The 12,218-nt window shown below is 72.8% G+C and carries 9 protein-coding genes; 3 read left to right on the top strand and 6 right to left on the bottom strand.

All coding sequences use genetic code 11. From position 1 onward, the window contains the following. Positions 1-191: 191 nt before the first annotated feature. From JW613_RS32435 to JW613_RS32415, 5 genes are all read right to left on the bottom strand, one after another. Positions 192-1,535, bottom strand: a complete 1,344-nt coding sequence (locus JW613_RS32435; RefSeq protein WP_209214439.1) for an amidohydrolase — start codon at positions 1,533-1,535, stop codon at positions 192-194. A 237-nt stretch (positions 1,536-1,772) separates the two neighbouring features. Further along, the gene (locus JW613_RS32430) at positions 1,773-2,855 is read right to left on the bottom strand and encodes a hypothetical protein (protein ID WP_209214438.1); all 1,083 of its coding nucleotides are present in this window, start codon (positions 2,853-2,855) and stop codon (positions 1,773-1,775) included. Between the two features lie 229 nt (positions 2,856-3,084). Continuing rightward, positions 3,085-4,056 (bottom strand): N-acetylneuraminate synthase family protein, encoded by a 972-nt coding sequence (locus JW613_RS32425; protein ID WP_209214437.1) that lies wholly within the window; start codon positions 4,054-4,056, stop codon positions 3,085-3,087. Between the two features lie 180 nt (positions 4,057-4,236). Then, positions 4,237-5,562 (bottom strand): acylneuraminate cytidylyltransferase, encoded by a 1,326-nt coding sequence (locus JW613_RS32420; RefSeq protein WP_209214436.1) that lies wholly within the window; start codon positions 5,560-5,562, stop codon positions 4,237-4,239. A 146-nt stretch (positions 5,563-5,708) separates the two neighbouring features. Next, complete coding sequence (locus JW613_RS32415; RefSeq protein WP_209214469.1) at positions 5,709-7,157, bottom strand: DUF6716 putative glycosyltransferase; 1,449 nt, start codon at positions 7,155-7,157, stop codon at positions 5,709-5,711. A gap of 286 nt (positions 7,158-7,443) precedes the next feature. Between JW613_RS32415 and JW613_RS32410 the strand changes: the two genes are divergently transcribed. Both JW613_RS32410 and JW613_RS32405 read left to right on the top strand, forming a co-directional pair. Beyond that, positions 7,444-8,559, top strand: coding sequence for a glycosyltransferase family 2 protein (locus tag JW613_RS32410; protein WP_209214435.1), 1,116 nt, complete (start codon positions 7,444-7,446; stop codon positions 8,557-8,559). Next, entirely contained in the window at positions 8,559-9,905 is a 1,347-nt protein-coding gene (locus tag JW613_RS32405; RefSeq protein ID WP_209214434.1) for a polysialyltransferase family glycosyltransferase, read from the top strand. The genes JW613_RS32410 and JW613_RS32405 overlap by 1 nt, the downstream gene beginning before the upstream one ends. Positions 9,906-9,911: 6 nt before the next feature. On the opposite strand, the gene JW613_RS32400 is transcribed toward JW613_RS32405, so the two are convergent. Further along, positions 9,912-10,574, bottom strand: a complete 663-nt coding sequence (locus tag JW613_RS32400; RefSeq protein ID WP_245226669.1) for a TetR/AcrR family transcriptional regulator C-terminal domain-containing protein — start codon at positions 10,572-10,574, stop codon at positions 9,912-9,914. Positions 10,575-10,731: 157 nt separating this feature from the next. Here JW613_RS32400 and JW613_RS32395 point away from each other — a divergent pair, with 157 nt between their 5' ends. Beyond that, positions 10,732-12,207, top strand: a complete 1,476-nt coding sequence (locus tag JW613_RS32395; RefSeq protein WP_209214433.1) for an FAD-dependent oxidoreductase — start codon at positions 10,732-10,734, stop codon at positions 12,205-12,207. Positions 12,208-12,218: the final 11 nt, after the last annotated feature.

The following is a 12,218-nucleotide window of genomic DNA, read 5'->3' as shown; positions in this document are numbered from 1 at the left end:
ACGGGAACTGCTGTTATCGGATCGTCGCGAACGGCGCCGACTTCCACGTCACTGCCCCTTTTCTCCCGTTGCGGAAATTCTTCCGCGCCGGGGTTCTCGCCGGTTGAGTCGAGGGCTCGCCGGCCGAGTCGGGGCTCGCCGGTCGAGGGGCAGCGGTGACGCGTTCGGCGCCGTCCGGGTCGGGCCGCGGGTCAGGAGCGGTGCAGCAGCGCGGCAGCCGTGAACAGTTCGACGCCGGTGGTGATCGCCGACTCGTCCGCGTCGAAGTCACCCTGGTGCAGATCGCGGGAACGGCGGTCACCGACGGGCCGCACCCCCAGCCTGGCCATCGCCCCGGGCACATGCTCCAGATACCAGGAGAAGTCCTCGCCGCCCAGGCTCTGCTCCGTCGTCTCCACCGAAGCGGCACCCGAGCGCGCCGCCATCGCCTCCCGCAGCAGCGCCGTCGCCGAGGGCTCGTTGACCACCGGCGGAACCCCGCGCACATACGTCAGCTCGCACTTGGCCCGGTGCAGCGTCGCCAGCTCGTCGATGGCCGCGTGCACCAGGTCGGGCGCCTCGCGCCAGGTCGGCAGATCCAGGCAGCGCAGCGTCCCCGACAGCTCCGCACGCTGCGGGATCACATTCGGTGCGTGCCCGGACTCGATCCGCCCCCAGGTCAGCGACAGCCCCGAACGGGCGTCCGCCCGCCGGGCCAGCAGCGCCGGCGCCTCGGTGACCAGTTTGGCGGCCGCCGTGACCAGATCGGTGGTCAGATGCGGCCGAGCGGTGTGCCCGCCCGCGCCGCTGAGCACCACCTCCAGCCGGTCGCAGGCCGAGGTGATCGGCCCCGCGCGCAGCCCGATCCGCCCCACGTCGACCCGCGGGTCGCAGTGCACCGCCAGGATCGACCCGACACCGTCCAGCACCCCGCAGTCCACCGCGTCGGCAGCGCCGCCCGGCAGCACCTCCTCGGCCGGCTGGAACAGCAGCCGCACCGGACGGGGCAGCGCCCCCGCCCGGGCCAGCTCGGCCAGCACCAGGCCGGCGCCGAGCACCACCGTGGTGTGCACATCGTGCCCGCACGCGTGGGCCCGCCCCGGGACGGTCGAGCGGTACGGCACCTCTTTGGTGTCCGGAATGGGCAGCGCGTCGATGTCGGCGCGCAGGGCCAGCATGGGCGGTGGGGCGGCGGGCGCAGCCGGGGACTGAGACTGAGCCGTGGTGGGGCCCGGCGGGGCGCCCTGGGCGGCGGCACCCGGATCGTTCCCCGCCCCTTCCGCCTCCTGCAGCCCTTCCGGGTGGATGTCGCAGATGAGTCCTGTGCCCATGGCCAGCACCCGGGGACGCAGACCCGCACGTTCGAGCCTGGTCTTGATGGCGGTCGTCGTGCGGAACTCCTGATTGCCCAGCTCTGGGTGCATATGGAGGTCGCGACGGAAAGCAATGAGCTCGCGGCGGAGGGATTCGGTCAGCCGGCCGGGCAGCTCGGGAAGTACGCCGGCGGCCCCGCGTGCGTCTACCTCCGGTGCTGCAGGGGACAGGAGTTCGTTCATGGTCCGAAGAGTAGGCCCCTTGACACCGCAACTGACTAGAGATCCACCAAAGTTCAACCTCCCAGGGGAAGAAAATCTAGGCTGGGCGGCGGTTATGTCCAGATGCGGATGGGTATACCTACGCGTTTTGCCGACCGCTCCTCGACGAGGCGGTGCCCGCGCCGATGGGGCCGAGGGGGCGAGGGGGCCGAGGGCCGGCTCGCACAGCTCCGGTGCGCCGTACCCCGCCCACAGGGCTCACACGCTCTGGCCCGGCGGGGAAGGGAGGGCGGACGGAAGCCGGCGGGCTCCTCGGGCCGTACCGGTGACACCGGCCAGGAAGCCCTGGGCCCGGGGAGAGGCGGTCCGCGACAGCCACTCCGGGTCGATGTCGCACACGGCCACGGTCACGGCGGTGCCCGCCAACGCCAGCGGGAGGGTGTGGACGACGGTGGAGGGGAAGCTGAGGATCGTACGGCCGACGGGACCGCGCCGGGCGACCAGTTCGAGCGGCAGGTCCGGGCGGACGATCTCCAGCCCGGTGGCGGCGCTGACCTGCTGAAGCTTCTCGCTGCTCTCGCGACGGTGGGCGAAGTAGCGGGTGGCCCCGTACTCGCGGGCCAGTGATGTGACGGCCTCCAGATAGCGCTCGGTGTCCACCACGCCCGTCTCCACCAGGGAGGTGCCGACCAGATCGGCGCCCTTGGTCAGGCGCGGGGGCCCGAACCTGGCGCGGGTCCAGGCGAACTCGTTGGCCGTCACGACCACGTTCTCGGGCGGCTCCACCGGCATCGAACTGAACACCTCCACCGGCCGCTTGCCGTCGGAACGCGGGGTGAGGCGGCGGCGTGCGCGACGGGAGACCGGCGCGAACAGCATCCCGCGCGCCCCGCCCCGCATGCCGCGTCTGTGCCAGCGCACGAAGCGTTCACCGCTCGCCAGTTGGGCGACGAACTCCATGGTGGCCGTGCCGTCGTCCACCACGGTGATCCGCCGCTCGGCGCGGGCGGGGGTGAGGGCGAGCAGCAGCTGGACGTAGCGCGAGAACGGATCGCCGATCACCAGCGTCCGGGCCCTGCGCAGCCTGCGGGCGAGCGCGAGGAGGCTTGCGACGGCACCCCCCATGCCGTCGCGGGCCTCCTGCCAGCTCACCGCGATCCCCTCGTCACGGGCCAGCTCGGCCATCCGGCGCAGCTGCCCCCGGGTCATGGGATCGCGCGGGGGCAGCACCACGAGGGTGAGGGGAGTCGCCGTGTCGGGCGCGGGATGGTTGTGCGCCCATTCGAGGACGTTGAGGAGCTGGACGGGGCTCTCGACGAACGCGAGGGCCCCGTCCCGCATCCCGGGGTTGGCTCCGCCCCCGGGGTCTGATTCCGCTCCGGGTCGTGGGCCTTGGCCTGGGCCTTGGTGTGGGCCGCCCGGGATTTGGCCTTGGCCTTGGCCGGAGCGGTTCGGCGCTCCTTTTGCGGAGCGGCTACGGGACATGTGCGCATACGCTCCGTTCCGCTTGGAGGTTGGGGATGGGAGGGGGTGGGGGTGAGGCGGGCGCCCGGGGCAGGGCGGTGCCGCGTCAGACCGTGACCGGCTCGCGGGCCTCGGTCTCCTCGGCCGCCGCAGCCTCCTCGGCCACGACGCCCTTGACGCGGCGCAGCTTGCGCATCGGCGCCAGCTCGCTGTCGTAGACCTTCTTCACCCCGTCGCCGAGGGACTCCTCGATGGTGCGGATGTCCCGCACCAGGCGCTGGAGGCCCTGCGGCTCGACGGAGGCGGCCTGGTCGGAGCCCCACATGGCGCGGTCCAGGGTGATGTGCCGCTCCACGAAGACGGCACCGAGCGCGACGGCGGCGAGGGTGGTCTGCAGCCCCGTCTCGTGGCCGCTGTAGCCGATCGGAACGTTCGGGAACTCGTCCTGCAGGGTGTGGATGACCCGCAGGTTCAGCTCCTCGGCCTTGGCCGGGTAGGTGGAGGTCGCGTGGCAGAGCACGATGTTCTCGCTGCCCAGCACCTCCACCGCGTGCCGAATCTGCTTCGGCGTGGACATGCCGGTGGAGAGGATGATCGTGCGGCCGGTGGCGCGCAGGGCACGCAGCAGGTCGTCGTCGGTGAGCGAGGCGGAGGCCACCTTGTGCGCCGGCACGTCGAACTTCTCCAGGAACGCGACGGCTTCCTCGTCCCACGGGGAGGCGAACCAGTCGATGCCACGCTCGGCGCAGTGCTCGCTGATGGCGCGGTAGTCGTCCTCGCCGAACTCGACGCGGTGCCGGTAGTCGATGTACGTCATGCGGCCCCAGGGGGTGTCGCGCTCGAGGTCCCACTGGTCGCGCGGGGTGCAGATCTCCGGCGTCCGCTTCTGGAACTTGACCGCGTCGCAGCCCGCCTCGGCGGCGGCGTCGATGAGGGCGAACGCGTTGTCGAGGTCACCGTTGTGGTTGATGCCGATCTCGCCGGTGACGTAGACGGGGTGGCCCGGCCCGACGGTCTTCGTTCCGAGGGCGCGGAGGCGGGCGTTGTTGGGCTGGGCGTTGCTGAACATGTTCACCATTTCCGGGGGTTTCTTTCTTGGGTGGGTGCAGAGGGTCAGTGGTTGTCTGCGGGGGTGGGTGGTGAGGCGGTCGGGGTAGGGTTCGCGCTGGTCAGGAGGCGGCGGGTGTGGGCGTCGGGGGCTCCGCGGGCTTTCCTTTGTGGGTGGGCCCAACCAGGGAGCAGACGCGCGCCCGCCCCCTCACAACTCCGCCCCCACCAACCACCCCGCGATCTCGCGCACCGCCCCCGCTCCGCCGCCCCGCGTCGTGACGGCCCGCGCGGCGGCGCGCACCACGTCATGGGCGTCGGCGACGGCGACGGGCCAGCCGGCGAGCGCGAAACACGGCAGGTCGTTCGCGTCGTTGCCCGCGTACAGCACGCGCTCGGGCGCGATTCCCTTCTCCTCGCACCACTGCTTGAGCGCGAGGTCCTTGCGGTCGATGCCGTGCAGTACGGGAAGCCGCAGCTTGGCCGCGCGCGCCGCCACGACCGGGTTCGTCTCCGTGGAGAGGATCAGCACCTCCAGGCCGGCCCGGCGCAGCGCGGCGATACCGAGTCCGTCACCGCGGTGCACGGCGACGGTCTCCCGTCCTTCGGCGTCGATGTAGACCCGGTCGTCGGTCTGGGTGCCGTCGAAGTCCAGTACGACCGCGTCCACGTCCTCCCGTGTCGGCAGCGCGCCCGGTCCGTCACGGCGCGCGTCCAGCAGGGGCGCCAGCGCGCGGGCGCGGGCCAGGTCGTGCGGGTCGTCGATCTCCAGGACGCGGGCCGGGTCGGTACGGACGACGGCCGTCCGCCCGAAGAACCGGTGGCCGGACTCCCGGAATCCCATGGCGTCCATGGCGTAGGCGGCGCCGGTCTCCAGCAGGTCTTCCGGCCGGTCCTGGCGTCGGGGGCGCACGGCGCGGTCGTGGTTGACGCCGTACGCGCTCCCGTTCACGCCGGAAGCCCCGTCCGAACCTCCCGCGCCCCCCGCGGAGGCTGCGGTCCCCGCGGAGGCTGCGGTCCCCGCGGAGGCTGCGGACGCTGCCGCCCCCGCAGCCGTCTCCCCCGTACCGTCGTCCGACGCCGTGGTGCCGTCGCGCCATACGAAGCCGTGGAACGGTGCCACCGTCAGCGCGCTGTCGGCGCCCTCGTCGATAACGGCCGCCGCCACCTGCTCGATGTCCTCCCGCACGAGGAAGGGGCTGGTGCACTGCACGAGCAGCACCGTCTGCAGCGGTCTGCGGTGCCGCTTCTCGTACACCTCCATGGCGTGCAGGACGGCGGCCTCGCTGGTGGCCAGGTCGCCGGCGATCTCGGCAGGCCGTTCGACCACCTCGGCGCCTGCTGAGCGGGCTGCCTCGGCGATGGCGGTGTCGTCGGTGGAGACGACGACATCGGTCACGTTCCGCGCGGCCAGGCACTCGCGGGCCGCGCGGGCGACGAGCGGAACGCCCGCGACCGGGGCGAGGTTCTTGGCGGCCACACCCTTCGACCCGCCCCGGGCGGGTATCACCGCGAGCACGGCGGGGTTTGGGGACATGCTGGCTCCTGAGTGAGGCAGGGACTCGGACAAAGCAGGGGATTCCGGTGAAACGGAAGAAGCAGAAGAAACCGAGGGATCCGGCGCCCCCGACGACCCGGACGACCCCGACCCGGCCGGGGCACCGCCAAGGCCGAGGCCCGGCATCACAGTTCGCCCGCCTTCCGGATCAGCGGAGCGACCCGCTGGACGCCGTGCCGGTAGGCGCCCCGGGCTGCTTCGCGGACGACGCGCCGTACGACACCGCGCCCGGCGGCTGTGAGGCCACCGGCGGCTTCGAGACCGTCGGCCGCGCCACCGGCCGCGCCGCCCGACGTCGAACCGTCCGGTTCGAGTCCGTACCGGCGCAGGATGCCGGGCAGATAGCCGGGGGCGGTCCGGACGGTGTAGTACGGCGCGAGGGGCGGCAGCCCGCGGCTCGCCGATCGGGCGACGAGCGCGGCCACCCGGTCGCGTGCGGTCGCGAAGCCGTCCTGGCCGCGTACGCCCTGCCGCAGTGCCCACTTCTCGTCGGCTTCCGGCAGCAGGCCGTCGTCGAGTTCGTCCCAGGAGGCGAGGCAGCCGGAGCCGGTGAAGTAGTGGTTGCCCAGGGCCTCGCGGACGCCGAGGTCGGTGAGGACGGCGGTGGGCAGCGACCGGTGCAGGGACTCCAGCGCCGCGGTGGAGCTGACGGTCACCAGCAGGCCGCCGGTGTGCTGTGCCCGGTCGAGGATCTCCCCCATGTTGCCGTAGACGAGGCGGCAGTTGGGCGGCAGTCCGCCGTCGGCGCCGTCGCGTCCCCCGGGCAGCTTGCGGACGAGTTTCTGGTACGGCAGTTCCTCGATGTGTGTGGTGTGCTCGCCGGGCTTGCTGCGCAGCTTGATCAGCACCTCGCGCTCGGGGTGCCGCAGTGCGTGGCCGACGGCTCGGCGCAGCAGGTAGGCGCGGTCGGCGCGGCCGGCCGGAACGGAGGGCTGCACGGCGAAGACGACTGTGAACGGACCGTCCGCCGCAGCGTCCGCGGCGCCTTCCTCCGGTTCCTTGGGGCTTCCGCCCCCCTCCAGGAACGGCAGCGCGCACTCGACCACGCTGTCGGCGTCGGCGCCCACGCCCTCGTACACGACGCGGAAGCGGTCGGCGTCGTACGGCGAGTTGGCGAGGACGAGGTCGGCGCCGTGCCGCAGCAGCAGTCCGTCGGCCAGCTTCTCGTAGACGACGCCGACGTAGCCGGTGACGACCACGGGGCGGCGGCGCGCAGGCCCTCCTGCGCCGCCCGCCCCACCTCGCGCGCCGCCTGCCCCGCCGCCTGCGCCTGCCCCGGCGCCCTGACCCGCTCCGCCGGTGAGGGCCCGGCCCAGCCCGTGCAGCATGGCCTGCACGGCGCCGCCGACGCAGGCGAGGACGATCACGTCGTAGGCGTCCGGCGCGGTGGCCGCCCGGAGGAACTCCGCGGTGGTGACCTCGCGCAGGGTGGCCACGGTGACGCCGACCTCGGCGAGCTGGCGCGGGGTGGGCGTGGCCCGGCCGCGCAGGAGCAGGCCGTCGATGGCGGCCTCGGGCGCCAGCCTGCGGGCGGTCAGCACACCCCATTTCCACCGGGTGTCGGAATCCGCCAGAACGACTACCCGGCGTGGCGCCGACCGCTCGTGCGAGACGGGTGCGGTGCCGGCGTCCGGTGCGTTCGTGGAAGCGGAGGGGATTTCTCGTGAGGGCACGTCATCGACGCTAGGAAGGGATTCCGGAAGGCGGCCCAACGTAAAGGCAACAGCCGGTTAACAGCACACCGACGAATGCCCAACGCGCCCGCGCCGCCGCCCCGTTCACCATCCCGCCACGCGTCGTTCACCCGGAGGCCCGCCGCAGGTCAAGACGGGGCGGGGCGCGTTCCCTAAGGTCCCTCGGGTGGTCAAGCTCTCCGTCATCGTGCCGTTTTACAACGTGCAGTCATACGCCCCGGAAACGCTTCGGAGTCTCCGAGCGAACGCGCGCCAGGATTTCGAGTTCATTCTGGTCGACGACGCTTCCAAGGACGAGACGCCGGAGATTCTGGAGCGGGCCGAAAACGACTTCCAGGACGTTGCGCAGGTGGTCCGGGTACGGCATGCGCGCAACGGCGGTCTGGCGACCGCGCGCAACACGGGGCTGGACCGGGCGAGCGGCAAGTACGTCACGTTCCTGGACGGTGACGACTGGCTGGCTCCCGGCTACTACGAGCAGCTGCTCGCGTGCATCGAGCGGCTGGATTGCGACTTCGTGCGCACCGATCATGTGCAGTGCACGGCACGCTCCCGCACCCTGGCGCGGGTGCCGCACGGTCGGCGGGGCGTGGTGGAGGACCCGCGGGCGGCGATTCTGCCCGCCACCCGCAGCACGTCCGTGGACTACGCCTACGCCTGGGCGGGGATCTACCACCGCAGACTGCTGGACGAGGGGCTGCTGCACTTCACCGACGGGCTGCGCACGGCCGAGGACCGGCCGTGGATCTGGCGGCTGCACCGGGAGGCCCGCTCGTTCGCCGCTGTGGGGCTGCTGGGCGTCTTCTACCGGCGTGGGGTCGCCTCCTCGCTCACCCAGATCGGCGATGTGCGACAGCTGGACTTCATCCGCGCCTTCGACCAGGTGATCGAGGAGACCGCACGGGACCGGGACGCTCAGCAGTTGCTGCCCAAGGCGATCCGCACCTACTGCGCGATCATCGCGCACCATCTGACCAGCGGCAGGTTCGAGCCGCAGGTGGCCCGCAAGCTGCGGGCGATGAGCGCGGCGGCGCTCAAGCGGCTCCCGGCGGATCTGCTGTCGGAGGCGCTGGACTCGATGGACAGCGAACGGGCCTCCCGGCTGCGGCGGCTCCGCAGGCGTCCGGGCCAGCACGCGCCCGCGACCGGTCCGGCGTCCGGCACCGGCACCGGCACCGGCACCGGCACCGGCACCGGCACCGAAGGAGACACCATCGGCACCCCGGACGGCACCGCACCGGGCGGGCCCGGCAAGGATCGCGGCACGGAGGTGGCGGCCTGATGCGTACGCAGTTGTTCTTCGCCTCGACCCTCTACGGTGCCGCCACGCTCGCCGCGGCCGTCGACGCGGACCACTTCGGCCCCGCCGACCAGCGACTGCTGCTGGTCAGCAACAACGCCGCCAACCCGGAGACCTCGGCGGCGCTCGACACCATGCCGGGCTTCGAGCGGCTGCGCTCCCGCTTCGACCGGGTGCTGTCGTGGAACGAGACGATCCGTCCCTTCCACCCGGGCGGCTGGTCGCCGCGCGGGGACGACGCCCCGCTGTGGGAGCGGTATCTGCGGATGCTGTGGGGGCTGGGTGACGGCCCGGAGGACGAGGTAACGCTCGTTCTGGAGTCGATCCAGGTCGAGCCCGCGCTGGCGGTGGCGCGGCTGTTCCCGGACGCGCCGATCGAGGTGTACGCGGACGGGCTGATGAGCTACGGCCCCACCCGCAACAAGCTGGACCCGCTGGTGGGTACGCGGGCGCGCCGGCTGCTCCATCTGGATCTGGTGCCCGGCCTGACGCCGTTGCTGCTCTCGGAGTTCGGGGTGCGGCCCGAGGTCGTTCCCACGGAGGCGTTCCGCGCGGTGCTGGCCGAGGTGGCCCAGGACGTGCCGCCGTCGGTGACCGCGGCGCCCCGGGGGGCGGCGCTGCTGCTGGGGCAGTATCTGTCCGCGCTGGAGATCCTCTCCCCCGAGGAGGAGGAGCAGCTGCATCTGCGGATGCTGCGCGGTGCCGCGGCACGCGGCCACCGCGAGGTGGTCTTCAAGCCGCATCCGGTCGCTCCGGTGCGCTGGTCCCGCGCCCTGGAGAAGGAGGCGGGCGAACTGGGCGTCACTTTGACGGTGCTGGACTCGCCGGTGCTGGCGGAGGCGCTGTACGAGCGGTTGCGCCCGGCGCTGGTGGTGGGCTGCTTCTCGACGGCACTGCTGACGGCGTCCGCCTTCTACGGCCTGCCCGTGGCACGTACCGGCACCGAGCTGCTGCTGGAGCGGGTGGCGCCGTACCAGAACAGCAACCGCGTGCCGGTGACGCTGGTGGACGCGCTGCTGCCCGATCTGGACGACGAGGCGGCGGGTGCCGATGCGGCCGTGCCCTCCGGGCGGGAGCTGACGGGTCTGGTGCGTGCCGTCGGCTTCTGCATGCAGCCGCAGATCTATCCGGAGCTGCGCCCGGAGGTGGAGCGCTATCTGGCGTCCCACCTGTCACCGGCGACCCGGCGCTACTTCAAGCGGCGCCGGCTGACCGCGCTGGCTCTGCCCGGCGCCGTGCCGCGCCAGTTCGCGTTCGTGCCCCGCAACCGCACGGTACGCCGCGTCGCACGCCGTGCCCGCGCCCTCAAGCGCGCGGCCCTGGGCTGACGGCCGTCATCCGGCGCCCTCCCCGCCCGGGGTCGTCGCGTTCTCGGCGAGGATCGTGGCGCGCAGCCCGGCGAGGAGGGCCCGCAGGCCCTCCTCGAAGCGGGCCTCGTAGTCCGTGAACAGGTCCGCGGACACCTGCGCGGCCAGCGGGTAGGCGGCCATCCGCGCGGCGCGTTCGGCCGGGTCGTAGCCCAGGGCACGCTCGTCGGGGAAGGGCTGGACGGCCTGCTCCTCGATGACGAAGCCGATGGTGTAGGTGAAGGCGGTGACGTAGGCGCGGGCTGCGGCGTTCACGGTGAAGCCCGCCTCGGTCATCATGCGCAGATAGCGCTCCTGCCCTGCGGCGTGCTCCGTGGTGGTCAGCCGGGTGCCGCTGAAGACCTTCGCCCCGTCCCGGTAGCGCAGCAGCGTACGCCGCAGCAGCCGCAGGCTCTCGGCGAACCATTCGTCCCAGGAAGCCTTCCCGGACAGCGAGTCGGCGAGGTCGCCCAGTTCGCGCGTCATGACGGTGGCCATCTCGTCCAGCAGCGCCTGCTTGCCGGCGAAGTGCCAGTAGAGGGCGGGCGCCTTCACGTTCAGCTCGTTGGCGATCCGGCGCAGGCTGAGACCCTCCAGCCCCGTCTCGTTCAGCAGCCGCAGCCCGGTCTCGGCGACCTGTGTGCGATCCAGCCGGGGGGCCGCTGTCCGCCTTCCCGGCCTTCCCGGCTTTCCCTGCTCTCCGGGCGCCTCCGGCGCTTGCTTGGTCGGCTCTCTCTTCACAGGCACGCCGCCAGCTTATCGCCGTTAAGGCTTGACGACTTAACAATGTTAAGTGCACCCTTCCGGCATGACTTCACTTAACGCCGTTAAGGGCACTGCGGAGGCACCGAACACCGAGGTACTCGTGGTCGGCGCCGGGCCCACCGGCCTCACCCTCGCCTGTGACCTGCGTAGACGCGGTATCGACGTCCGCGTGGTGGAGCGCGCCGACCGCCTCGCCCCCGGCTCGCGCGGCAAGGGCATCCAGCCGCGCACCATGGAGGTCCTCGACGACCTGGGCCTCGCCCCGGCGGTGCGCGCGGCCGGCGGCCCCTACCCGCGGATGCTGGTACGCCGCCCCGGCCGACCCGTCGCGGAGCACGACATGGTCGAGCGCGCCGAGCCGCGCGCCGGCTCCCCGTACGCCGAGGTGTGGATGCTCCCCCAATGGCGCACCCAGGAACTGCTGTACGCGCGGCTGCGGGAGCTGGGCGGCGAGGTCGCCTTCGGTACGGCCGTCACCGAACTGGCGCAGGACGCCACCGCCGTCACCGCTCGGCTGTCCACCGGCGGGACGGTCCGCGCCGCGTACGCCGTGGCCTGCGACGGCGGACGCAGCACCGTCCGGGCGGCGCTCGGCATCGGTATGACGGGCACGACCGTCGACCCCGAGCCGTCGGTCGTCGCCGACGTCCGGCTGTCCGGACTCGACCGCGGCCACTGGCACGTCTGGCAGGACGACACCCGCGGGGCCCTCGCCCTGTGCCCCATGGCGGGCACCGACACCTTCCAGCTCTTCGCCCGGCACGCCGCGTTGGAGGAGGGCAGCCCGCCCGAGGAGATCCTCCGCCGACTGCTCGCCACCCGCACCGATCTGTCACCCGACCAGCTCAAGGAGGTCGCCCACGCCTCCCAGTTCCGGGTCAACGCCGCGCTGGCCGAGCGCTTCCGCGCGGGCCGGGTCCTCCTGGCGGGCGACGCGGCCCATATCCACTCCCCCGCGGGCGGCCAGGGCCTCAACACCAGCGTGCAGGACGCCTACAACCTCGGCTGGAAGCTCGGTCTCGTCCTGCGCGGGCAGGCCGCCGAAGCGCTGCTGGACACCTACGAGGAGGAGCGGGCGCCGCTGGCCGCGCAGGTGCTCGGCCTCTCGACCCGGCTGCACGGGCGGGCCGCACGCCGCGGCCGCGAGACCCAGCAGCTGGACCTCGCCTACCCGGACAGTTCACTGAGCCGTCACCCGGCCGCGCCTCACCCGAGCCCGCTCTCACCCGGCGACCGTGCCCCGGACGCGCCCCTGACCGCTCCCGGCGACAGCGCTCCGGGCGGCGCCCGGCGGGTGTTCGATCTGCTGCGCGGCCCGCACTTCACGCTCCTCGCGGTGGGCGACGCGGCGCCACCGGTCGGCCTCCCCGCGTATCTGCGCACCCACGCCGTGGCCGCGACCGCCCCCTACGCGCCCGACGGCCTCTATCTCGTCCGCCCGGACGGGTACCTCGCGCTGATCACCGAGGATCCGGGCGAGGTGACGGCCTACGTCACCGGCCTGGCGTCGGCGACGTAGGGCCGCACCGG

Origin of the sequence: Streptomyces smyrnaeus, assembly GCF_017676345.1 — a bacterium.
GTDB classification, from domain to species: Bacteria; Actinomycetota; Actinomycetes; order Streptomycetales; family Streptomycetaceae; genus Streptomyces; species Streptomyces smyrnaeus.
Note: the sequence above shows the minus strand (reverse complement) of the source record. Positions and strands in the feature narration are given on the sequence as shown.

Coding starts and splice junctions, on each gene's coding strand:
- JW613_RS32435 (WP_209214439.1), bottom strand. CDS start 1,535: ATGAACGAACTCCTGTCCCCTGCAGCACCGGAGGTAGACGCACGCGGG.
- JW613_RS32430 (WP_209214438.1), bottom strand. CDS start 2,855: ATGCGGGACGGGGCCCTCGCGTTCGTCGAGAGCCCCGTCCAGCTCCTC.
- JW613_RS32425 (WP_209214437.1), bottom strand. CDS start 4,056: ATGGTGAACATGTTCAGCAACGCCCAGCCCAACAACGCCCGCCTCCGC.
- JW613_RS32420 (WP_209214436.1), bottom strand. CDS start 5,562: ATGTCCCCAAACCCCGCCGTGCTCGCGGTGATACCCGCCCGGGGCGGG.
- JW613_RS32405 (WP_209214434.1), top strand. CDS start 8,559: ATGCGTACGCAGTTGTTCTTCGCCTCGACCCTCTACGGTGCCGCCACG.
- JW613_RS32395 (WP_209214433.1), top strand. CDS start 10,732: ATGACTTCACTTAACGCCGTTAAGGGCACTGCGGAGGCACCGAACACC.